The 22204-nt window shown below is 71.9% G+C and carries 24 protein-coding genes; 16 read left to right on the top strand and 8 right to left on the bottom strand.

Going from position 1 to position 22204, the window contains the following annotated elements; all coding sequences use genetic code 11:
* Positions 1 to 141: 141 nt before the first annotated feature.
* From BN12_RS08550 to BN12_RS08540, 3 genes are all read right to left on the bottom strand, one after another.
* Positions 142 to 885, bottom strand: a complete 744-nt coding sequence (locus BN12_RS08550; RefSeq protein ID WP_048551689.1) for an ABC transporter permease — start codon at positions 883 to 885, stop codon at positions 142 to 144.
* Positions 882 to 1601, bottom strand: a complete 720-nt coding sequence (locus tag BN12_RS08545; RefSeq protein ID WP_048551686.1) for an ABC transporter ATP-binding protein — start codon at positions 1599 to 1601, stop codon at positions 882 to 884. Before BN12_RS08545 ends, BN12_RS08550 begins: the two co-directional genes overlap by 4 nt.
* An 82-nt stretch (positions 1602 to 1683) precedes the next feature.
* Entirely contained in the window at positions 1684 to 2226 is a 543-nt protein-coding gene (locus tag BN12_RS08540) for a DinB family protein (protein ID WP_048551684.1), read from the bottom strand.
* 59 nt (positions 2227 to 2285) lie between these two features.
* Between BN12_RS08540 and BN12_RS08535 the strand changes: the two genes are divergently transcribed.
* The 12 genes from BN12_RS08535 to BN12_RS08480 all read left to right on the top strand — a co-directional run bounded on the left by BN12_RS08535 (position 2286) and on the right by BN12_RS08480 (position 11650).
* Entirely contained in the window at positions 2286 to 3026 is a 741-nt protein-coding gene (locus BN12_RS08535; protein ID WP_327152643.1) for a helix-turn-helix transcriptional regulator, read from the top strand.
* Entirely contained in the window at positions 3023 to 4444 is a 1422-nt protein-coding gene (gene sufB / locus BN12_RS08530; RefSeq protein WP_048551681.1) for a Fe-S cluster assembly protein SufB, read from the top strand. Before BN12_RS08535 ends, sufB begins: the two co-directional genes overlap by 4 nt.
* Positions 4444 to 5646, top strand: coding sequence for a Fe-S cluster assembly protein SufD (sufD, locus tag BN12_RS08525; protein ID WP_048551679.1), 1203 nt, complete (start codon positions 4444 to 4446; stop codon positions 5644 to 5646). The genes sufB and sufD overlap by 1 nt, the downstream gene beginning before the upstream one ends.
* Complete coding sequence (locus BN12_RS08520; RefSeq protein ID WP_048551678.1) at positions 5643 to 5990, top strand: non-heme iron oxygenase ferredoxin subunit; 348 nt, start codon at positions 5643 to 5645, stop codon at positions 5988 to 5990. The genes sufD and BN12_RS08520 overlap by 4 nt, the downstream gene beginning before the upstream one ends.
* Before the next feature lie 5 nt (positions 5991 to 5995).
* Positions 5996 to 6751, top strand: a complete 756-nt coding sequence (sufC, locus tag BN12_RS08515; protein WP_048551674.1) for a Fe-S cluster assembly ATPase SufC — start codon at positions 5996 to 5998, stop codon at positions 6749 to 6751.
* A 22-nt stretch (positions 6752 to 6773) separates the two neighbouring features.
* A complete protein-coding gene (locus BN12_RS08510) occupies positions 6774 to 8060 on the top strand; it encodes a SufS family cysteine desulfurase (protein ID WP_048551672.1) in 1287 nt (428 codons plus the stop codon).
* Complete coding sequence (gene sufU / locus BN12_RS08505) at positions 8060 to 8509, top strand: Fe-S cluster assembly sulfur transfer protein SufU (RefSeq protein WP_048551670.1); 450 nt, start codon at positions 8060 to 8062, stop codon at positions 8507 to 8509. The genes BN12_RS08510 and sufU overlap by 1 nt, the downstream gene beginning before the upstream one ends.
* A complete protein-coding gene (locus BN12_RS08500) occupies positions 8502 to 8831 on the top strand; it encodes a metal-sulfur cluster assembly factor (protein WP_048551668.1) in 330 nt (109 codons plus the stop codon). The genes sufU and BN12_RS08500 overlap by 8 nt, the downstream gene beginning before the upstream one ends.
* 25 nt (positions 8832 to 8856) lie before the next feature.
* Complete coding sequence (locus BN12_RS08495; protein WP_048551658.1) at positions 8857 to 9411, top strand: acVLRF1 family peptidyl-tRNA hydrolase; 555 nt, start codon at positions 8857 to 8859, stop codon at positions 9409 to 9411.
* 40 nt (positions 9412 to 9451) lie between these two features.
* Positions 9452 to 9874: a hypothetical protein gene (locus tag BN12_RS08490; RefSeq protein WP_048551655.1), complete on the top strand. Its 423-nt coding sequence runs from the start codon at positions 9452 to 9454 to the stop codon at positions 9872 to 9874.
* Between the two features lie 85 nt (positions 9875 to 9959).
* Positions 9960 to 10694 carry a hypothetical protein gene (locus BN12_RS08485; protein ID WP_048551653.1) on the top strand — a complete coding sequence of 245 codons (735 nt, stop codon included), beginning with the start codon at positions 9960 to 9962 and terminating at the stop codon, positions 10692 to 10694.
* Positions 10695 to 11026: 332 nt separating this feature from the next.
* Positions 11027 to 11650 carry a hypothetical protein gene (locus BN12_RS08480; protein ID WP_157635414.1) on the top strand — a complete coding sequence of 208 codons (624 nt, stop codon included), beginning with the start codon at positions 11027 to 11029 and terminating at the stop codon, positions 11648 to 11650.
* 469 nt (positions 11651 to 12119) lie between these two features.
* Here BN12_RS08480 and BN12_RS08475 read toward each other — a convergent pair whose 3' ends face one another.
* A complete protein-coding gene (locus BN12_RS08475; protein ID WP_048551649.1) occupies positions 12120 to 12524 on the bottom strand; it encodes an NUDIX domain-containing protein in 405 nt (134 codons plus the stop codon).
* A gap of 133 nt (positions 12525 to 12657) precedes the next feature.
* Here BN12_RS08475 and BN12_RS23375 point away from each other — a divergent pair, with 133 nt between their 5' ends.
* Positions 12658 to 13089, top strand: a complete 432-nt coding sequence (locus BN12_RS23375) for an ester cyclase (RefSeq protein WP_053079983.1) — start codon at positions 12658 to 12660, stop codon at positions 13087 to 13089.
* Between the two features lie 220 nt (positions 13090 to 13309).
* Here BN12_RS23375 and BN12_RS08465 read toward each other — a convergent pair whose 3' ends face one another.
* From BN12_RS08465 to ypfJ, 3 genes are read right to left on the bottom strand one after another with little or no spacing between them, the layout of a single operon-like run.
* Complete coding sequence (locus tag BN12_RS08465) at positions 13310 to 14074, bottom strand: PIG-L deacetylase family protein (RefSeq protein ID WP_083454510.1); 765 nt, start codon at positions 14072 to 14074, stop codon at positions 13310 to 13312.
* Complete coding sequence (locus BN12_RS08460) at positions 14071 to 15288, bottom strand: glycosyltransferase (RefSeq protein ID WP_048551646.1); 1218 nt, start codon at positions 15286 to 15288, stop codon at positions 14071 to 14073. The genes BN12_RS08465 and BN12_RS08460 overlap by 4 nt, the downstream gene beginning before the upstream one ends.
* Positions 15289 to 15316: 28 nt before the next feature.
* Positions 15317 to 16231 (bottom strand): KPN_02809 family neutral zinc metallopeptidase, encoded by a 915-nt coding sequence (gene ypfJ / locus BN12_RS08455; RefSeq protein ID WP_048551645.1) that lies wholly within the window; start codon positions 16229 to 16231, stop codon positions 15317 to 15319.
* A 149-nt stretch (positions 16232 to 16380) separates the two neighbouring features.
* On the opposite strand from ypfJ, the gene BN12_RS08450 reads away from it, so the two are divergent.
* Positions 16381 to 17979 (top strand): ABC-F family ATP-binding cassette domain-containing protein, encoded by a 1599-nt coding sequence (locus BN12_RS08450; RefSeq protein WP_048551644.1) that lies wholly within the window; start codon positions 16381 to 16383, stop codon positions 17977 to 17979.
* Between the two features lie 131 nt (positions 17980 to 18110).
* On the top strand, positions 18111 to 19976 hold the full coding sequence (locus BN12_RS08445) for an ABC transporter ATP-binding protein (protein ID WP_048556144.1): 1866 nt from the start codon (positions 18111 to 18113) through the stop codon (positions 19974 to 19976).
* A gap of 33 nt (positions 19977 to 20009) precedes the next feature.
* On the opposite strand, the gene BN12_RS08440 is transcribed toward BN12_RS08445, so the two are convergent.
* Positions 20010 to 20801, bottom strand: a complete 792-nt coding sequence (locus BN12_RS08440) for an SURF1 family cytochrome oxidase biogenesis protein (RefSeq protein ID WP_083454509.1) — start codon at positions 20799 to 20801, stop codon at positions 20010 to 20012.
* A gap of 67 nt (positions 20802 to 20868) precedes the next feature.
* Here BN12_RS08440 and moaA point away from each other — a divergent pair, with 67 nt between their 5' ends.
* Positions 20869 to 21915: a GTP 3',8-cyclase MoaA gene (moaA, locus tag BN12_RS08435; RefSeq protein WP_083454508.1), complete on the top strand. Its 1047-nt coding sequence runs from the start codon at positions 20869 to 20871 to the stop codon at positions 21913 to 21915.
* Positions 21916 to 22204 lie beyond the last annotated feature (289 nt).

Here is a 22204-nt window from a genome sequence, read left to right as displayed (position 1 = left end):
CCGGCGGGCCGGTCGGGTCCGCGGGGCCGCTCGACGGGTTCGGCGGCGCCGACTCGGGCGCGGTGTCGCTCGTCGCAGTCACCCCCACAGCGTACGAGCCCGTCGTGGGCGAGCCGTCCGCGCCGGGGCCGGTCCTTCCGGTCAGTCGCTCCAACGGAACCAGCGCAGGGCGCCGGCCGTGCCGAGGACGAGCCAGCCGAGGAGGACGCCGACGCCCCACCACGGGGTCGCGAGGCCCTGGGTCGCGGCGCGGACCAGCTCGCCGAGCGCCCCGCCGGGAGTGCACCGCGCGACGGCCCCGAGCGCCGTCGGCAGCCGGTCGATCGGCAGGAGGACCCCGAGCCCGAGCATGAGGACCCACAGGAGGTTCGCGATGGCGAGGACGCCCTCGGCCCGCAGGGTGCCGGCGAGGAGGAGGGCGAGCGCGACGAAGGTCGCCGTGCCGAGCAGCAGCCAGAGGACCGCGAGGGGCAGGCCGGCGGCGTCCGGACGCCAGCCGAGGGCCAGTCCGATGCCCCCGAGGATGACGACCTGGAGGCCCTCGACGACGAGGACGCCGAGGAACCGTCCGGCGAGCAGCCCGTCGCGCCCGAGGGGAGTCGTGCCGAGCAGGCGCAGCATGCCCGACCGACGGTCGAAGCCGGTCGCGATCGCCTGGCCGGTGAAGGCCGTCGAGATGACCGCGAGGGCGAGGACACCGGGTGTCGCGACGTCGACCCGGCGTCCCGGGCCGAGGTCGGGCGCGCTCGCCAGCGCGAGGCCGAGCAGGGCGAGTGCGGGGAGGACGACGGCGACGAGGAGCTGCTCCCCGTTGGCGAGAAGGGTGCGGGTCTCGAACCCGGCCTGGGCGAGGATCCGCTGGCGCGGGGGAGCGGCGAGACTCATCGGGTATGCCGTCCGGTGAGGGAGAAGTAGAGCTCCTCCAGGGAGCCCCCGGAGGTCAGCTCGGCCGTGGCGCCGGCCGCCGCGACGCGGCCACCGGCGATGATGACGACGCGGTCGGCCACCCGCTCGGCCTCCTCGAAGGAGTGGGTCGTCACGACGACGGAGGCCCCCCGCGAGGACTCCTCCCGGACGAGGTCCCAGACGTCGAGGCGCCCGTGCGGGTCGAGGCCCGCCGTCGGCTCGTCGAGGAAGAGGACGGCCGGACGGCCGACGAGGGCCGCGGCGAGGGCGAGGCGCTGGCGCTGGCCGCCGGACAGCCGACGCGTCATCGTCGCCGCGAACGCGTCGATGCCGAGCCGCTCGGCGAGGCTCGCGACGTCGGCGGGGTCGGCATACATCCGCGCGAGGTGACGCAGGAGCGGGACGGGCTTGGCCCGGGTGGGCAGCCCGCCGTCCTGGAGCATGACGCCGACGCGGGCCCGGTGCTCGGGGCCGGCGCGGTACGGATCCGTCCCGAGGACGCGCACGGTGCCGGAGTCGCGCCGGCGCAGCCCCTCGAGGATCTCGACCATCGTCGTCTTCCCGGCGCCGTTCGGGCCGAGGACGGCGGTCACCGTGCCCCCGGAGGCGCTCCACGACGCCCCGTCCACCGCGTGGACCGCACCGTAGGAGCAGCGCAGGTCGTCCACCTCCACGGCGATGTCGACAGCGGGCACGATGGATCATCCTAGGCCGGGCCGGCACGCCGCCCGAGGCCCGGTCGGTGCCGGTGACGGGCCGTTCCACGGGCTGGTTCGTCTACTGGCCCACCCGACCGTCGATCCGCTCTCGGAGGAGGTCCGCGTGACCGTTGTGCCGCGCATACTCCTCGATGAGGTGGAGCAGCAGCTCGCGCAGCGTCAGCTCCTCGTCGCGGGCGCCGCGGGTCAGCAGGTCGTGCTCCGCGGTCCAGGCATCGGCGAAGGCGACCTCCTCGCGCCACCGGGACCACGCCTCGTCGACGGCCGCCTGCTCGCCGACCGCGCCGCGCCACTCCTCGTCGCGGTCGTCGCCGTGCCGGAACGGCCGCACCCGGCCCTCCTGCCCGGCCATGACGCCGCGGAACCAGCCGGCCTCGACGTTGGCCAGGTGTCGGACGAGACCGAGCAGCGACATCGTGGACGGCGGGACGGAGCGGAGGGCCAGCTGCTCGGGTGACAGGCCGGCACACTTGAGCTCGAGGGTGAGGCGGTGGTCACGCAGGTAGCCGGTGAGCAGCGCGCGCTCGTCGGCGAAGTGCCCACCGGACCTCGGGTCGTCCTGTGGGGTGACGAACATGTTGGACCAGGCGAACTCGGGCATGGATCCAGGTTAGGTCCGCCTTGCTTTCCCCGAAGGGGGTATTTATCTAACATCGATGTGTGCTTATTCCGGTCCGCAGACCGGCCGACCCGGCGACGACAGGTCCCGAGCCCGCCGACAGCCACGAGTCGCGCACCCGCGACCGGGTGCTGCGCACCATCAGCGAGCACGGCCCCGTCACGACGGCGGTCCTCGCCTCGGACCTCGGCCTCACGCCGACCGCGGTCCGCCGGCACCTCGACAACCTCGCCGCCGACGGACTCGTCGACGCACGGGAGGCCGCCGGCCCCCGTGGTCGCGGCCGGCCGGCGAAGGCCTACGTCCTCACCGACACCGGGCACCGCTCGCTGGTCTCCGACTACGACCACCTCGCGGGACAGGCCCTCCGGTTCCTCGCGGAGACGGCCGGCCCGGACGCGGTCACGGCGTTCGCCGAGCGGCGGTCGGCCGACCTCGAGGACCGGTATGCGGACCGGGTCGGCGCCGCGGGGAATGACCTGCCCCAGCGGGTGGTTGCCCTGACCGAGGCGCTGACGCTGGACGGCTTCGCCGCCTCGGCCCGCCCCGTGGGTCACGGCGACGACGCCACCCCGCTCCCCGGCATACAGCTGTGCCAGGGACACTGTCCGGTACACCACGTCGCCGCAGAGTTCCCGCAGCTGTGCGAGGCCGAGACGGAGGCGTTCTCGCGGCTGCTCGGCGTCCACGTCCAGCGCCTCGCCACCCTCGCCCACGGCGACCACGTCTGCACCACGTTCGTCCCGACCACCGCTCCAGCCACGGAAAGGTCCACGCGATGACCTCCCACATCGAAGAGCTCAACCCCGGCCTGAAGGACATCGGCAGGTACCAGTTCGGCTGGGCCGACCGCGACGAGGCGGGCGCCTCCGCCCGGCGTGGGCTGAGCCCCGACGTCGTCCGCGACATCTCGACGCGCAAGTCCGAGCCGCAGTGGATGACCGACCTGCGCCTGAAGGCGCTGCGCCTCTTCGAGAAGAAGCCGATGCCGACGTGGGGGAGCGACCTCACGGGCATCGACTTCCAGAACATCAAGTACTTCGTGAAGTCCACCGAGAAGCAGGCGACCTCCTGGGACGAGCTGCCCGAGGACATCAGGAACACCTACGACCGGCTCGGCATCCCCGAGGCCGAGAAGCAGCGCCTCGTCGCCGGCGTCGCGGCGCAGTACGAGTCCGAGGTCGTCTACCACCAGATCCGCGAGGACCTGGAGTCCCAGGGCGTCATCTTCCTCGACACCGACACCGGGCTGCGCGAGCACGAGGACATCTTCCGCGAGTACTTCGGCAGCGTGATCCCGCCCGGCGACAACAAGTTCGCCTCGCTCAACACGGCGGTGTGGTCAGGTGGCTCGTTCGTCTACGTCCCGCCGAACGTCCACGTCGAGATCCCGCTCCAGGCCTACTTCCGGATCAACACCGAGAACATGGGCCAGTTCGAGCGGACGCTCATCATCGCCGACGAGGGCTCCTACGTGCACTACGTCGAGGGCTGCACCGCGCCGATCTACAAGAGCGACAGCCTGCACAGCGCCGTCGTCGAGATCATCGTGAAGAAGAACGCCCGGGTCCGCTACACGACGATCCAGAACTGGTCGAACAACGTCTACAACCTCGTGACGAAGCGGGCGACCTGCGACGAGGGCGCGACGATGGAGTGGATCGACGGCAACATCGGCTCCAAGGTGACGATGAAGTACCCGGCCGTCTTCCTCCTCGGCGAGCACGCCCGCGGCGAGACGCTGTCCATCGCCTTCGCCGGCGAGGGCCAGCACCAGGACGCCGGCTCCAAGATGGTCCACGCCGCGCCGAACACGAGCAGCACGATCATCTCCAAGTCGGTCGCCCGCGGCGGTGGCCGGACCTCCTACCGGGGGCTCGTGCAGATCCTCGAGGGGTCGCACGGCAGCAAGAGCAACGTCGTATGCGACGCCCTCCTCGTCGACGAGATCAGCCGCTCCGACACCTACCCCTACGTCGACGTCCGCGAGGACGACGTCCAGATGGGCCACGAGGCGACGGTGTCCAAGGTGAGCGAGGACCAGCTGTTCTACCTGCGCTCGCGCGGCCTCACCGAGGAGGAGGCGATGGCGATGATCGTCCGCGGCTTCGTCGAGCCGATCGCGCGCGAGCTGCCCATGGAGTACGCCCTCGAGCTGAACCGGCTCATCGAGCTGCAGATGGAAGGAGCCGTCGGCTGATGAGCCTGCTGGCCGACAAGACCCAGGGACCCGTGCTCGTCGGCGCCCACACCGACTCCGGCGCGGCCTTCGTCCCCGACCAGTCCCGCGCCGAGCGGAAGAGGTCGTACGCCGTCGCGGACTTCACCGTCCCCAACGGCCGCGAGGAGGACTGGCGATTCACGCCGGTCGACCGGCTCCGGCCCCTTTTCGAGGTCGGGCCGGACGACCGTGACGGCGTGACCGTCACCGCGGACACACCCGACGGGGTGACCGTGAGCCACGGCACCCCCGGGAGCGTCGGGCTCGGCGTCGGCATCCCGGCCGACCGCGCGTCCGCCGTCGCCTGGGAGAGCGCGTCCGTCATGACGAGCCTCGCCGTCGCGCCGGGGGCGGCACCGGCCGAGCCGGCCGTCCTGCGCGTGACCGGGCACGACAAGGCGCGGCTCAACGGTCACCTCGCGATCTCCGCCGGCGCGCACAGCCGCTCCGTCGTCGTCGTCGCGCATGCCGGCTCCGTGCGGTGCGGCGCGAACGTGGAGATCGACGTCGAGGACGGCGCCGAGCTGACCCTCGTCAGCGTTCAGGAGTGGGACGACGACTCGCTCCACGTCGCCCAGCACGACGCCCGGATCGGCCGCGACGCGAGCCTGCGGCACATCGTCGTCACCCTCGGCGGTGCGATCGTGCGGATCTCCACCAACGTCCTGTACTCCGGGACCGGCGGGTCCTTCGAGGGCCTCGGCGTGTACTTCGCCGACGCCGGGCAGCACCTCGAGCACCGCCTCTTCGTCGACCACGAGCCGCCGAACTGCCGCTCCGACGTCGCATACAAGGGAGCCCTCCAGGGCGACGGGGCGCACACCGTCTGGGTCGGCGACGTCCTCATCCGGGCCAGTGCCGGGGGCACGAACACCTACGAGCTGAACCGCAACCTCGTCCTCACCGACGGGGCGCGGGCCGACTCGGTCCCCAACCTCGAGATCGAGACGGGCCAGATCGAGGGGGCGGGGCACGCGAGCGCCACCGGGCGGTTCGACGACGAGCAGCTGTTCTACCTCCAGGCCCGGGGCATCCCCGAGGACACGGCGCGCCGCCTCGTCGTCCGCGGCTTCTTCGCGAGCATCGTCCAGCGCATCGGCGTGCCGGAGATCGTCGAGCGGATCATGGCCGCCATCGACCGCGAGCTCGGCGCGACGCCGCAGACGGAGGCCGACGGATGAGCGTCGAGATCGACGAGACCTTCCTGCGCGTCTGCGCCATCGGCGAGCTGAGCCTCGGCGAGCCGGCGCTGGCCGAGATCGAGGGCCACCGGGTGTGCATGGTGCGCACCGGCGAGCGCGAGGTCCACGCCATCGACGACACGTGCTCGCACGCGAACGTCTCACTGTCCGAGGGCGAGGTCGACGGCTGCACCATCGAGTGCTGGCTGCACGGCTCGCGGTTCTCGCTCCTCACCGGCGAGCCCACCGGTCCGCCCGCGACCCGCCCGGTCGCCGTCTACCCCGTCCGTCTCGACGGCGACGACGTCCTCGTCTCCGTCGCCCACCCGACCAACGAGAGTTGAGAGACATGTCCACCCTCGAGATCAGCGGCCTCCACGTCAGTGTCGAGGTCGAGGACGGCTCCAAGGAGATCCTCCGCGGCGTCGACCTCACCGTCCGCTCCGGCGAGACGCACGCCATCATGGGCCCCAACGGGTCCGGCAAGTCGACCCTCGCCTACTCCCTCGCGGGCCACCCGCGCTACCGGGTGACGAGCGGCTCGGTCACCCTCGACGGCGAGGACGTCCTCGCGATGAGCGTCGACGAGCGCGCCCGCGCCGGCCTCTTCCTCGCCATGCAGTACCCCGTCGAGGTCCCCGGCGTCACCGTCTCCAACTTCCTGCGGACCGCGAAGACGGCCATCGACGGGCAGTCCCCGAAGCTGCGCACCTGGGTCAAGGACGTCAAGGGCGCGATGGCCAACCTGCGGATGGACCCCGAGTTCGCCGAGCGCAACGTCAACGAGGGCTTCTCCGGCGGGGAGAAGAAGCGCCACGAGATCCTCCAGATGGAGCTGCTCCGGCCCAAGATCGCGATCCTCGACGAGACCGACTCGGGCCTCGACGTCGACGCGCTGCGGATCGTGTCCGAGGGGGTCAACCGCGTCAAGGCCACGAGCGACGTCGGCCTCCTCCTCATCACCCACTACACGCGGATCCTGCGCTACATCACGCCGGACTTCGTCCACGTGTTCGTCGACGGCCGGATCGCCGAGGAGGGCGGCCCCGAGCTCGCCGACCGGCTCGAGGACGAGGGCTACGACCGCTTCCTCACCCCCGCCTGAGGCCTGTCCCACGGACCCCGGTATGCCGAGCCACGACACGAGCGCACGCGACCTCGCTCCCGAGGAGCTGGCCGCGCTGCGCGCCGACTTCCCGATCCTCACCCGCACCGTCCGGAACGGGAACCCGTTGGTGTACCTCGACTCCGGCGCGACGTCGCACAAGCCGGTCGCCGTCCTCGACGCCGAGCGGGACTTCTACACCCGCCTCAACTCGGCGGTCCACCGCGGCGCCCACCAGCTGTCGGAGGAGGGCACCGAGGCATACGAGGACGCCCGGGCACGGATCGGGAGGTTCGTCGGCGCCCCCGCGCAGGAGATCGTCTTCACCAAGAACGCCACCGAGTCGCTCAACCTCGCCGCGTATGCCTTCTCGAACGCGCCGCTCGGCTCGCGCCTGCGGCTCGGGCCGGGCGACGAGGTGCTCATCACGGAGATGGAGCACCACGCGAACCTCGTCCCGTGGCAGGAGCTGTGCCGCCGCACGGGGGCCACGCTGCGCTGGGTCCCCGTGACGGACGAGGGGCGGCTCGACCTCGATGCCCTCCCAGCCCTCCTGACCGAGCGGACGAAGGTCTTCGCGTTCACCCACGCGTCCAACGTCCTCGGCACGGTCAACCCGGTGCGGCGCCTGGCCGACGCGGGTCACGCCGTCGGGGCGACGGTCGTCCTCGACGCATGCCAGTCCGTGCCCCACCTGCCGGTCGACGTCGCGGACCTCGGGGTCGACCTCCTCGCCTTCTCCGGGCACAAGATGCTCGGACCGATGGGGATCGGGGTCCTCTGGGGCCGCTCCGGGCTCCTCGAGGAGATGCCGGCGTTCCTCACCGGGGGGTCGATGATCGAGACCGTGCGGATGGAGGGCAGCACGTATGCCGCGCCCCCGCAGCGATTCGAGGCCGGCGTTCCCGTCGCGGCCCAGGCCGTCGGGCTCGCGGCCGCCGTCGACTACCTCGAGCGGATCGGGATGGACCGCGTGACGGCCCACGAGCATGCGCTCACCGAGCGGCTGCTCGCCGGCCTCGCCGAGCGGTCGTGGGTCCGGGTCGTCGGACCCACCGACCTGGAGGACCGGGGCGGGACCGTCGCGTTCGTCGTCGAGGGCGTCCATGCCCACGACGTCGGCCAGGTCCTCGACGACTCCGGTGTCGCCGTGCGGGTCGGGCACCACTGCGCGTGGCCGCTCCACCGCCGCTTCGGGATCGCCGCGACGACGCGGGCGACCCTGGCCGTGTACACGACGCCGGACGAGATCGACACGATGCTCACCGCGCTCGACCGCGTCCCCGAGGTGTTCGGGCTGGCCAGCTGATGGACCTCTACCAGGAGCTCATCCTCGAGCACAGCAAGCGACCACGGCGGGCCGGGCTGCGTGAGCCGTTCGACGCCGAGGTCCACCACGTGAACCCCACGTGCGGCGACGAGGTGACGCTCCGCATCCGGCTCGCCGGCGATGTCGTGGAGGACGTGTCCTACGACAGCCTCGGCTGCTCGATCAGCATCGCCTCCGCCTCGATCCTCGCCGAGCAGGTCACCGGCCGGCCGCTCACCGAGGCGCTGCGGACCACCGAGTCGATGCGCGCGATGCTCACCTCGAAGGGCGCGGACCCGGGCGACGAGGACATCGTCGGCGACGGCGTCGCCCTCGCCGGCGTCGCCAAGTACCCCGCTCGCGTCAAGTGCGCGCTGCTGGGATGGATGGCCTTCACCGACGCGTTGAACCAAGCCGGAGCCGAGATCCCGAAGGAGTCGCATGTCTGAGACCCAGGCCCTCCCCGCCAACGTCGCCGATGTCGAGGAGGCACTGCGCGATGTCGTCGACCCCGAGCTCGGCATCAACGTCGTCGACCTCGGCCTCATCTACGGCATCACCGTCGACCCGGCCGGCCACGCCATCATCGACATGACCCTCACCTCGGCGGCCTGCCCGCTGACCGACGTCATCGAGGACCAGGCCGCGCAGGCGCTCGAGGGCCTCGTCGAGTCCCACCGGATCAACTGGGTGTGGATGCCGCCGTGGGGCCCGGACAAGATCACCGAGGACGGTCGCGACCAGCTGCGCGCCCTCGGGTTCAACATCTGAGCCTCCCCGTCCCACCCGAGCTGACGTGAGCCGGCGCGTCGTCGAGGTCGCGCCCGGCCGCCTCGACGCGTGGCGCCTGCGCTTCCACGAGAACAACGCCGATCCCGACCCCCCTCAGCGGGTCGTGGCGCTCGAGCGCTTCGACGTGGATCCCGTCGCCGTGATCCTCGTGCGGCGCGGTGGGTATGCCGTGGGGCTCTCCTCCGGAGACAGCCTCCTCGCCCACAAGGTGGGCTCGCGCTACGTCCAGTCGCGGACCGCCGCGGGGGGCTGGTCACAGCAGCGCTTCGCCCGGCGGCGCGCCAACCAGGCCGACGCTCTCGTGGGCGCCGTCGCCGGTCACCTCCTCCGCCTCCTGTCCGAGGCCCCGGCGGCGGCACGCTCGCCGGCGGGTCTGGTCACCGGCGGCGACCGGCTCCTGGTGGCCGACGTCCTGCGGGACCGGCGGCTCGCATACCTGTCGGACCTGCCGCGCCGCGACCTCGGCGACGTTCCCGATCCCAACGCCTCGGTGCTCCACCGCGCCGTCGAGCGCGCGCACGCCGTCAGGGTCACCATCGAGGAGCGGACCCGGCACTAGCGTGGGCTGCGGCAGACGACGAACCACAGGGGAGAGCGCCATGTCCACTACGCCCGAGCAGCGGCTCGTCCTCATCGAGGCCGCTGCGCAGAACGCCGGCGAGTATCTCGCCGGCTGGCGGAAGCATCATGCCGCGTCGAGCACCGATCCGGACACGACGGCCGAGCATCTTGCCGGCGAGGTCGTCAGCATCGTCGAGGCCGCGGCCCGCGCAGAGGTCTTCGCCGAGGGGCAGGAGCGGGCGCAACGGGTGCGGGAGGCAGGGTCCGCTGCGGCGGATGCGGTCGCCGTCGTCGCGCGCTGGGCGGAGTCCGGCGCCGCTGAGGTCGGCGAGGCCGACCCGACCCCCGCCGGCGAGGACGACCGGGACGGCGAGATCGTCCGGGCCTTCGAGCACGTCCAGCAGCGGGCGCGGGCCGCGGCCTTCGCGGACCTGCTGGACACCCTTCGCGACGACGGGTGACAGGCAGCGTCGCGGCCCTGCCTCGCCCGGCCGCCAGGGTTCGGCCGGGAGCGCCACTCATGAGCACTCTCGAAAGGCACCAACCATGCGCTTCACCTCCGAGCAGCGCCTCGACGACGAGGTCCTGCAGCGGGAGTTCACCCTCGGCGAGGTCCCCGGCATCCTGTGGACCCCGACCTCCGCGCCCACACCGTGTCCGCTGATTCTCCTCGGCCACCCCGGCGGACTGCCCGGGATGTACCCCCGGCTGGTGGACCGGGCCCGCAGCTGCGCGGCACACGGCTTCGCTTCGGCCACCCTCGAACTGCCCGGCAGCGGTGACCGAGCCCCTTTGGCCGTCACCGGGCAGGCTCGCGCCGAAGTACGCGAGGTCCTGGCATCGGGCCGGCCCGTCCACGATGAGCTCATCGACCGGCTCATCCTGCCCCTGGTCGAGACGGCGGCCCCGGAATGGCAGCAGGCCCTCGACGCACTCCTGGCCCTGCCGGACGTCGGCGGCCCGGTCGGCTACAGCGGAGGAGTGATCTCGATCGGCATCCGGCTGGCGGTGGCCGAGCCGCGCATCGTCGCCGCCGGCCTGTTCGCCGGGAGCTTCGTGCCCCGCGCCATGATCGAGGAGGCCCGCCTGGTCACCATCCCGCTGCACGTCCTCCTGCAGTGGGACGACGAAGGCAACGACCGTCAGCGGGCGCTGGAGCTGTTCGACGCATTCGGCTCCACGCAGAAGACCCTGCTCGCCAACCTGGGCGGCCACACCGGTGTCCCACCCTTCGCCGGCGAGGACGCAGCGAGGTTCTTCATCCGGCACCTGAGGGGATGACTCCGCTGAGGCGGGCCGGCCCCCGCAACGAGTCCGACTCGGCGCGCTGGCCGCCGAATCCGTGATCGGCCACTATGTGGAGGGTGTGCCGATCCTGGAGCCTCCGAGCCGGCGTCGCTGGCGCTGTGCTGACCGGGCTGGCGTTCTTCGGGGTAGCTGTTTGGGTGATAGAGACGTCCGACCTGCGGACTGCAGCCGCGTTTCCTGTGTGGGCCTGTCTGGTCCTGGGTACCGCTGTGGCCAACTGCGTGGTCCTCCACGTAGGAGTGGCTGCTGGCCGTCGGGTGGGCGTAGTCTTCACGCCGTGGCGGGTCTTGGGATGCGCTGGGCTGGTGGTTGCCGTCGTCGGATGCAGTCTCGCCGTCGGGCCGGTCATCGGATCATCCCGGGATCCGCGTGGAACCGCACTCGTTGCAGCCTCCCTTGCGGCGGCGGTGCCAGCGCTGACGGTGCTGCAGGCTGTGGGGGAGGGTGGGTGGAACGATGCGAAGGACGTGCCGGGCCGTCTCACCGCATTCCTCCTGGTGATGCGAAGCACGAGGAGGGTGCTGTTCGCATCGGGTTCGTTGGTCGCGTTGACGACGCTTTCACTCGGCGCCGCTGTCACGGTGCGCCAGCAAGCCTTGACGGGTGGCCGGTCGGTCTCAGAGCTGGAGGTGTCCGGAGTCGTCGTCATTTTCGGCGCCATCGGTTCGGCTCTGGTGGCAGCCGTCTACACGCCGGCCTACCTCACGTTGCGGCGAGTCTCTGAGATGTTGACGCAGGCGATGTTTCCCTTGCCGGCGAAGGTAGAGGATCCGGTCGATGCCACCCAGCTTCTGCAGGCGTTGGAACAACGTGCCCGGTTGGCCACGGTGCTCGGTATCGGCCCGGGCATGTGGCTCGACCTGCAATCGAGCATCGCCATTCTCGGTCCGCTGATCTCGACGGCGTGCGCGGTTCTGCTGGCCCCGTAGACGTGCCCTTTGGCGCCGAGGTCACCATCACCGTCTGCGGCCGCCCCAGCGCCCGGCTGGTGCCGGCAAGGCCGACACGGTGGAGGCCCTGGACGCACATCGAGGACCTGTTCAGTGGACCCGCGGACCCCGATTGGGAGCGAGATCGGGACCTGGTTGACGATGAGCTCCGCGAACCGTGGGCGTCGACGACGCCGTCGCGGTCAGCTACGGCCGCCTCGCAGCGGCCGTGGTCGAAGCCGGCCGCCAACTACGGCGCCGGTTCATCGACCTGCTCGTTGCCGCCACGGCACACGCGCATGACGCGCAGCTCTCCACGCGCCATGCCGCCCATTTCATGGGCCTCGATGACCTGATCGAGGTCATTGCCGTCTCAGGCTGGCGGCACTGCGTGGACGCCCGTCCGCCACGTCACATCCCGGCCGAGCCGCTGCGCTGCGTGCTGCACGACGCCGTGCGTTCGTCGCGGCTATCCCGTGGCGATCTGAACCGCACTCACCACGCTCGGCAGGCTGGCGGGGTCGGCCATCCTCAAGCCGGTGAGCTCGTCGGGTCGGAACCAGCGAAGATCGTCATGCTCCTCGGGCGCGGCGTTGCGGAGTTCCCCGTCCCACCGCGTGACGAGGAATGCGTGCATCTCGAGGGAGGGGTCACTGAACCTCATCGGGATGGAGCGAGGATCGCGGACGTGGACGCCGAGCTCTTCGAGGCATTCACGGCTGACTGCCTGGAGAGGCGACTCTCCCGGCTCGACATGCCCGCCGGCAAGGTCCCAGCAGTCGGGATACCACTGACGACATGGATGGCGATGCACCAACAGCACCCGGCCGTCGCGCACGAGGGCTGCGACCGAGATCGGGATCCGGGTGACCACAGGGGCATGGTAGGCGCGAAGGCCCCGCGTCCCACAGCCGCTCGACGACCGGCGCTGGACGTGTGCCACCGCCGAGGAGGACTCGCCCCGAGTAGATTGGCCAGATCCTCGCTGCCGGACCGGGATGGTGCCAATGTCCACCGACGACAACAAGCGAGTGGTGTCCGAGTTCGTCCGGCGTTGTCAGGATCAGCACGACCTGGGCTTCGCCGACGAGGTCTTCCATCCCCGGTTCGTGAACCACTACCGGCCCGAGGGGCGGGTCATACCCAGCGGCGAACGGCCCGCCAGTGGCTTCCAGGCGTTCTACGGGCAGCTGTTGCGTGCCTTCCCGGACGCGCGCATGGAGATCGACGAGCAGATCGCCGAGGGTGATCTGGTCAGCACGCGCAAGACGCTGCGCGGCACCCATCGCGGAGAGCTCTGGGGCCTGGCGCCGACCGGCAACACGGTCGAGTTCGAGTTCATCGACATCTTCCGAGTCGCCGACGGCATGCTCATCGAACACTGGACGTCAATGGACCTCGGCGCGTTGAAGAGCCAGCTGCAGACGCCACGACCCTAGGAGTGCGGAGAAGGGCACTCCGAGGACAGGGCCGGTGGTCGACCGATGGGACAGCGTGCTCTTCAGATTGCCTGTCGGTGGGGCCGACGGACACCCGATGGCGCCGCTACCGCGAGAGGTGCGGGCGGCTCGAGCACGACCAGCACGAGGCCGGAGCGGCATTGGGTGTCCGTGGGTCGTCGACCGGTGCACGGTGCCGCGGCCCATCGACTGGCGGGACTCAGCCGACCGGAGGGTCGATCCGGAGGAGGTGCTCGACCGCGGGCAGGCGCTGGAGCTGACCGCCGACGTGCCGGATGTGGTCGTCGTCGACGACGGTGACCTGGCTCGCGTGCGCCCGGCGGGCCGCGAGGAGCCGGTCGCGCAGGTCGCCGGCGTCCACGGTGAGGACCCCGTCGCTCGGGGGCGGCGAGCCGTCGTGGGCGGGCGAGAGAACGGCGAAGTAGGGGATCCCCGCGCGTCGCGCGGCGGCGAGCGTCGCGTCATGGACGCGGACGTGGTCGGGATGCCCGTACCCACCCCCGTCGTCATAGGACACGACGGCGTCGAAGTCCTCGTCATCGAGCAGCGCGGCGACGTCGTCGGTCACCTCCTCGAGAGGCGCCTGCGTCAAGGCGTCGGCCGCCACGTCGGGCGCGGGAGCGGCCCGTCCGTCGGGTCCCCACACCATTCCCGAGTCGGCGTACCGCCGGGGATCGAGCCCCTCGGCCCGGGCCGGCCCGTGCCCGAGCCAGAGCTGCCGGACGATGCCGAGCGCGGCGAGCGCCGACGCGAGCTCGCCCTCCCGGTGCGTCACGACGTCGACGCCCTCGGGGACCGTGCCGGGGACCAGCTCCCCCTGCTCGCCGCGGGTCGCGGTGAGCAGCCACACCTCGACCCCGTCCGCGGCGAGCCGGGCGGCGGTGGCGCCCGTCGCGAGGGTCTCGTCGTCGGGGTGGGCGTGGACGAGGAGGACCCGGCGCACCGGCATACCGAGCACGCTCATGACGCACCGACGAGGCTGCGGTACCGCGCCGCGAGACGAGCCGCGACGGCCGTCCAGGAGAACTCGGCGGCGTAGCCGAGGGCGGTCGCCGACAGGGCGGCATACCGGACTGGGTCCGCGAGGAGGTCCTCGATGGCCGCCGCCCAGGCGCCGGGGTCGTGGCCGTCGACGAGGATGCCGGAGACCCCGTCGCTCACGGCCTCCGCGAGACCGCCGACGCGCGCCGCGACCGTCGGGAGCCCGCTCGCCGCCGCCTCGACGGTCACCAGGCCGAAGGTCTCCGATCGCGACGGGACGAGCAGCAGCGTGGCGCCGCGGAAGAGGGCGGCGAGCTCGGGACGCGGGACGGCGGACACCGTGACGACATCCTGTGTGAGACCGAGCTCCCGCACCCGGCGCAGGACGCGCTCGCGGTACGCCTCGTGCCCCGGGCTCGCCTCGCCGGTGAGGACGAGGGCCGGGCGGGTCACCGGGTCGAGGCGGGCGAGGGCCTCCACGGCCACGTCCTGCCCCTTGAGCGGCTGCATCCGGGCCGCCACGAGAAGGTAGGGCCTGCCCTGCGCGAGGAGGTCGCCGGCGGCCCCGGTCGGTCCCGGCCCGCTCGGGGTGAAGACGGCGTGGTCGACACCCGGCGTCACGACGTCGACCTCCGCCGGGTCGATGCCGTAGTACTCGCAGATGGCCCGGGCCTCGGCACGGGTCGCCGCGACGGTCGCCGCGGACGCCCGCGCGAGGTCCCGCTCCCAGCGCAGCCGGCGGTGCGGCTCCGGCTCGTCCCCGGGGGCCAGGGTCGCATTCTTCAGGGCGGCGACCGTGTGCAGGCTGAGGACGTGGGGGACGCCGAGGGCGCGGGCGACGGCGAGCCCGGCGACCCCGGAGAGCCAGTAGTGCGAGTGGACGAGGTCGTATGCGGCGACGTCGGCGAGCCCGGCGGCGAACTCCTCGACGTGGTGCTCGAGCCGGCCCTTGGACAGATCCTCGGGCGGACCCGCCTCGATGCGGACGAGCCGCGCACCCGAGGGCAGCTCCTCGACGGCCGGCTGCTCGGGGCCGACGCGACGGGTGACGAGGTCGACCGAGAACCCTTCTGCGACAAGGGGGCCGGCGACCGAGGCAAGATAGACGTTCATCCCTCCGGCATCGCCCGTGCCGGGGGTGTCCGTGGGGGAGGTGTGCATGGACACGAGCGCGAGGCGGCGGGGGCGCGCGGGCATACCCCCATGGTGGGCCTGTTCGGCCACCTCAGCCCGGGTTCTCCACGTCCTGGACGGCGAAGGTGTCGCACTGGTTGAGATCGCCGGTGCGGTACCCCGTCGTGAACCAGTGCTGCCGGGCGGCCGACGAGCCGTGTGTCCAGTTCTCCTGGGTCACCCGCCCCTGAGCCTTCCGCTGGATGGAGTCGTCGCCGACGGCGGATGCCGCGGACAGCGCGTCCTTGATGTCCTGGCTCGTCAGCGGCTTGAGATAGGTCTGGCCGGACGCGTCCTTCGTCGTCGCCGCGTGGTTGGCCCAGACGCCGGCGAGGCAGTCCGCCATCAGCTCGATGCGCACCGAGCCGCTCTGGGCGCCCTGGGGGTCCTGCTGGGCCCGGTCGAGGAGGCCCAGCTCGTCCTGGATGTGGTGGCCGTACTCGTGCGCGACGACGTACTCCTGGGCGAGCTGGCCGCCCGAGCTGCCGTACTGGCTCTGGAGGATCTGGAAGAACGACGCGTCGATGTAGACCTTCTTGTCGAGCGGGCAGTAGAAGGGGCCGACCTGGTTCGAGGCGGTGCCGCACGCCGACTGCGTGGCGCCGCTGTAGAGGACGGTCTTCGCGGGCGTGTAGGTCCGGCCGTACTTCGGCAGCTCCTGGGCCCAGTAGTCCTGGACGGAGTTGACGGTGCCCACGACGAGGCACGTCGAGCTCCGGTTCGCGTCGGCGCCGCTCTGGCACTGCGCGGCGAGGGCCGACCCGCTCCCGTTCTCCACGGTGCTCTGGCCGGTGGGGATCGCCCCGGACCCGGTGATGTCCCCGGGGTTGATCCCGAAGATGAGGGCGAGGACGACGAGCACGATGCCGCCGATGCCGCCGCCGACGACCAGGCCGCCGGGGCCGCCGCCTCCGCCGCCGGTCTCGACCTGCGAGGTGTCGAGGCGCGCATTCTCGTTGAAGCTCATCGGTCCCTCCTGGAGTCCGCGACGGCCGGTGCCGCGACCGCGTGCCTCACAGTAGCCGCGTCGGGCGTCGCCGGGCCGGCACTACACTGGGTCGAGACCGGCGTGGCGCCACCGTCCGCCCTATCCCCTCCCGCCCGAAGGAACCGACCGTGATCTCCGCTGCCGCCGTCGAGCTGCGCGCGGGCTCGCGCCTCCTCCTCGACGACGCGACGTTCCGGATCGCGCCGGGGGACCGCGTGGGTCTCGTGGGCCGCAACGGGGCCGGAAAGACGACGTTGACGAAGGTGCTCGCCGGCGAGGGTCAGCCGGCGGCCGGCTCGGTCACGGTGAGCGGGGCAGTGGGCTACCTGCCCCAGGACCCGCGCACCGGCGACCTCCACGTCACGGCACGCGACCGCATCCTGTCCGCCCGCGGCCTCGACGTCATCGTGCGGGACCTGCGGCGTGCGGAGTCGGCGATGGCGTCGGAGTCCGGCGAGGGTCAGGAGCGGGCGATGCGCCGGTATGCCCGTCTCGACGCCGAGTTCACGGCCGCCGGGGGGTATGCCGCGGAGTCGGAGGCGGCGTCCATCTCCTCGGCTCTCGGGCTCCCCGAGCGCATCCTCGACCAGGAGCTGCTCACCCTCTCCGGGGGCCAGCGCCGCCGGGTCGAGCTGTCCCGGATCCTCTTCTCCGGCGCCCAGACGCTCCTGCTCGACGAGCCGACGAACCACCTCGACGCGGACTCGATCGCGTGGCTGCGGGACTACCTCAAGGCATACAAGGGGGGTCTCGTCGTCATCTCGCACGACGTCGACCTCCTCGACGCCGTCGTCAACCGGGTCTTCCACCTCGACGCGAACCGGGCCGAGCTCGACGTCTACAACCTCGGGTGGAAGGCGTACCTGGCCCAGCGGGAGACCGACGAGCGCCGCCGCCGCCGGGAGCGGGCCAACGCGGAGAAGAAGGCGGCCGCGCTCATGGCGCAGGCCGACAAGATGCGGGCGAAGGCGACGAAGACGGTCGCCGCACAGAACATGGCGCGCCGCGCGGAACGGCTGCTCTCCGGTCTGGAGGCCGAGCGCGTCCACGACAAGGTCGCGCGGCTGCGCTTCCCGGACCCGGCCCCCTGCGGACGGACGCCGCTGCGGGGGAGCGGCCTGTCGCGGGCATACGGCTCGCTGGAGATCTTCACCGACGTGGACCTCGCCATCGACCGCGGCTCGCGCGTCGTCGTCCTCGGGCTCAACGGCGCGGGCAAGACGACGCTGCTGCGGATCCTCGCCGGCGTCGACGACCCCGACACCGGCGAGGTCGAGCCGGGCCACGGGCTGAAGATCGGCTACTACGCCCAGGAGCACGAGAACCTCGACGTCCACCGGACCGTCCTGGAGAACATGAAGACGGCGGCTCCGGACCTCGGCGAGACCGAGGTCCGCAAGGTGCTCGGCTCCTTCCTCTTCAGCGGCGACGACGTCGACAAGCCGGCCGGTGTCCTCTCGGGAGGCGAGAAGACCCGCCTGTCGCTCGCCCTGCTCGTCGTGTCGTCGGCCAACGTTCTCCTCCTCGACGAGCCGACGAACAACCTCGACCCGGCGTCCCGCGCCGAGATCCTCGGTGCCCTGCGGACGTACAAGGGGGCCGTCGTCCTCGTCACCCACGACGAGGGCGCGGTCGACGCGCTCGAGCCGGAGCGGATCCTCCTCCTCCCCGACGGGGTCGAGGACCTGTGGGGCGCGGACTACCGCGATCTCGTCGCCCTCGCCTGACGGTCCCCACCTGCTCCCGCAGGAGCCCCTGGATCGCGTCCACCCGAGGTGCGGGCCCGGCATACCGACCGTCCCGGGGAATCCCTGTCGGCGGCCGATGGTTGAGTTCAACCGTGAGCGCCAACGGCTGGATGGTCATGAGCTCCATGACCCGGGACTCCTCGGTGCGGGACCACCATCTCGCCCCGGGGACGCGTCGCCGTGTCATGTCGTATGCCGCGGCCTACAAGGGGCCCATCGCCGTCTTCCTGGCCCTCACCGTCGTCGACTCGGTGCTCGTCGTCGCCTCGCCGCTCATCCTCCAGCACCTCGTCGACGACGGCGTCATCCCGCAGGACGCGGGCGTCGTCGTCCGGCTCGCCATGCTCGTCGCGGTCATCGCGCTCGCCGACGCGGGCCTCACCCTCGTCGAGCGATGGTTCTCGGCGCGGATCGGCGAGGGGCTCATCTACGACCTGCGGACCGAGGTGTTCTCCCACGTCCTGCGGCAGCCGATCGCCTTCTTCACACGCGCCCAGACCGGGGCCCTCGTCACGCGTCTCAACAGTGACGTCATCGGGGCCCAGCAGGCCTTCACCTCCGTCCTGCAGAACCTCGTGGGCAACGCGATCGGCCTCGTCGTCATCGTCGTCGCCATGGCGTCCCTGTCCTGGCAGCTGACGGTCGGCGCCTTCGTCCTCGTCCCGCTGTTCCTCGTCCCGGCCCGGGTCATCGGGCGTCGCCTCGCCGGCCTCACGCACCGGCAGATGGTCCTCAACGCCGACATGGGCGCCCAGATGAGCGAGCGGTTCAACGTCGCCGGCGCCCTGCTCGTCAAGCTCTTCGGCGAGGGTGAGCGGGAGGACCGCGAGTATGCCGGCCACGCCGCGTCGGTCCGCGACGTGGGGATCCGGCTCGCCGTCAACCGGTCGGTCTTCTTCGTCGCCCTCGCCCTCGTCGCCTCGCTCGCGACGGCGATGGTCTACGGCTTCGGCGGCGTCATGGCGGTGCGCGGCGTCCTGACCGTCGGTACGCTGCTCGCGCTCTCGGCCCTCCTCGCGCGGCTCTACGCACCGCTGACCGCCCTGTCGAACGTCCGCGTCGACGTCATGACGGCGCTCGTCTCCTTCGAGCGGGTCTTCGAGGTCCTCGACCTGCCGCCGCTCGTCGAGGAGCGTGCCGACGCCGTCGAGATCCCCGACGCGCCGGTCCACGTCGAGGTGGCCGACGTGTCGTTCCGGTACCCGTCGGCCGACGAGGTCTCGCTCGCCTCCCTCGAGGCGAACGCCACGGGTGATCGGCGGGGGAGCGGCGACATCCTCCACGACATCTCGTTCACGGTCGAGCCCGGGTCGATGGTCGCGCTCGTCGGCCCGAGCGGCGCCGGCAAGACGACGATCGCCTCTCTCGTCGCGCGCCTGTACGACCCGACGTCCGGCACGGTCCGCGTCAACGGCGTCGACCTGCGCGACGCGACGTTCGCCTCGCTCCACCAGCGCGTGGGCGTCGTGACGCAGGAGGCGCACCTGTTCCACGACACGATCCGCGCCAACCTCCTGTATGCCGACCCGTCGGCGACCCCTGGACAGCTGGAGTCGGCGCTGCGGGCCGCCCAGGTGTGGCCGCTCGTGGAATCCCTGCCGGCGGGTCTCGACACCGTCGTCGGCGACCGGGGACATCGGCTGTCCGGCGGCGAGAAGCAGCGGCTGGCCATCGCCCGGCTGCTCCTCAAAGGGCCGGGCCTGGTCGTCCTCGACGAGGCGACCGCCCATCTCGACAGCGAGTCCGAGGCCGCCGTCCAGAAGGCCCTCGACGCGGCCCTGGAGGACCGCACCTCGATCGTCATCGCCCACCGCCTCTCGACGGTGCGGCACGCCGACCGGCTCCTCGTCGTCGACGGCGGACGGATCGTCGAGCAGGGCAGCCATGTCGAGCTCCTCGCCCGCGGTGGCCTCTACGCCGACCTCTACCGCACGCAGTTCGCCGAGGAGGCCGAGGTCGAGCCCCACCCGGCCTGACGGGCCGGCGGACGCGGCTGCGGCGGGGCCCGGCTACTCGTCCTCCTCGTCCCAGATCCTGACCTTCTTCGGCCGCGCCGCGACGAGCTCGGGATGCAGCTCGCGGTAGTCCCGCCGGATGCCGAGATAGACCAGCCCGAAGCCGCATACCATGAACAGCCACCACTGGTAGGCATACGCCTGGTTGACGCCGAGGTCGGTGTCCGGCGGATCGAGAGGCAGTGGACGTGGTGGTTCCATCCCGCTCGCGAGGCGCTCGGTCTGCAGGTTGAGGTAGGCGCCGACGACCGGGACCTCCCACTGCCGGGAGGCCTCGCCGAGGTCGAGCGTCGCGAGCTGGTCGGTCGGCATCCTGCGGTGGTCGCTCTTCTCGCCCTGGCGGAGCCACCCGGTGACGGTCACCGGGCCCGTCGGGGTGGGCGGGACGTCGGGCTCGGCGGCGGCACCCTTGTCGCTGAGACCGACCCAGCCCCGGTCGACGGCGATGGTCCGGCCGTCCTTCATCGTGAACGCCGCGACGACCTCGTAGCCGGGCGCGCTGCCCTTGACCCGGTTGCGGACGAGAAGCTGCGGCAGGTCGGCATACGTGCCGGTCTCCCTGACCCGCGTCCAGTCCTGGCTCTTTGTGAGGAGCGCGTCGCCCGGCAGGATCGAGGCGACCGGGACCGGATCGGCCGCGTAGTGCGCGTGGATGACGGCGTTGCGGGCGGCCTTCGCCTCGTACTTGCCGTACTGCCACACGCCGAGGTAGTAGGCGGCGATCGCGAAGAGGGTGGCGACGGCCAGCGCCGTGAGCCACCGCCTCGTGAAGACCAGCCGGAGCACTGCCACACGCTAACCCGGTATGCGGGGTCGCTCCCGCAGCACCCCCGTCGAGACATAGGCTGGGTCGATGACGGACCTCGGAATGCCCCGGCTGCGGCGCGCGCCCGACGCGCCCGCGGGCACCGACGGCCTCGTCGACCGCTTCGGGCGGATCGCGCGCGACCTGCGGGTCTCCCTCACCGACAAGTGCAACCTGCGCTGCACGTACTGCATGCCCGCGGAGGGTATGCCGTGGCTCCCGCGGGCCGCGCTCCTCACCGACGACGAGGTCGTCCGGCTCGTCCGGGTCTTCGTCGCGCTCGGCGTCGAGCAGGTCCGGTTCACCGGCGGCGAGCCGCTGCTGCGGCCCGGCCTCGCGGACGTCCTCCGCCGGGTCGCCGAGATCGCGCCTCGCCCGCGAACCGCCCTCACGACCAACGGCATCGGTCTGGACAAGGTCGCGGCCCGGCTCGCGGACGCCGGCCTCGACAGGGTCAACGTCAGCCTCGACAGCGTCGACCGGGAGGACTTCGCCGCGCTGACCCGACGCGACCGGCTGCCCCAGGTCCTCGACGGGATCGCCGCCGCGGTGCGCGCCGGGCTGACCCCCGTGAAGATCAACGCCGTCGTCATGCGGGGGATCAACGACGGCGGCGTGCCGAACCTGCTCCAGTGGTGCCTCGACCGGGGGCTCCAGCTGCGGTTCATCGAGCAGATGCCCCTCGACGCGGGACACGAGTGGCGTGCCGACCGCCTCGTCTCCCGAGCCGAGATCCTCGACCGCCTCTCGATGCGCTTCGACCTCACGCCGCTGCCGAGCAGCGCCCGGGGGAGCGCGCCGGCCGAGCTGTTCTGCGTCGACGGCGGGCCGGCGACCGTCGGCGTCATCCCGAGCGTCACCGCGCCGTTCTGCGCCGCCTGCGACCGGGTGCGGCTCACCGCCGACGGGCAGGTCCGCAACTGCCTGTTCGCCCACAGCGAGTCCGACCTGCGCGGCCCGCTCCGTGAGGGCGCGAGCGACGAGGACCTGGCCCGGATCATCCGCGGCGAGATGTGGCGCAAGGAGCGTGGCCACGAGATCGGGCTCGCGGGCTTCCACCAGCCCGACCGCGCCATGTCCGCCATCGGCGGCTGACTCTCGCCCACCTTCCGTCCTCCGCACGTGCCGAGTTGTTGTCGTCGCCCGGCCCGATGGACGACGTCTTCTCGGCACCTGCGGTGACCTCCTCCGCACGTGCCGAGTTGTCGTCGTCGCCCGGCTCGATGGACGACGTCTTCTCGGCATGTGCGGGGTTGTCGTGGTCGCCGGGCGAGTTCGACCACGGAAACCTCACACCTGCCGGGACACTTCTCGGCACGTGCGGGGTTGTCGTGGTCACCGGGCGAGTTCGACCACGGAAACCTCACACCTGCCGGGCGGCTTC

This window comes from Nostocoides japonicum T1-X7 (genome assembly GCF_001046855.1).
GTDB lineage: Bacteria > Actinomycetota > Actinomycetes > Actinomycetales > Dermatophilaceae > Nostocoides > Nostocoides japonicum.
This window is presented reverse-complemented; position numbering and strand designations above follow the sequence as displayed.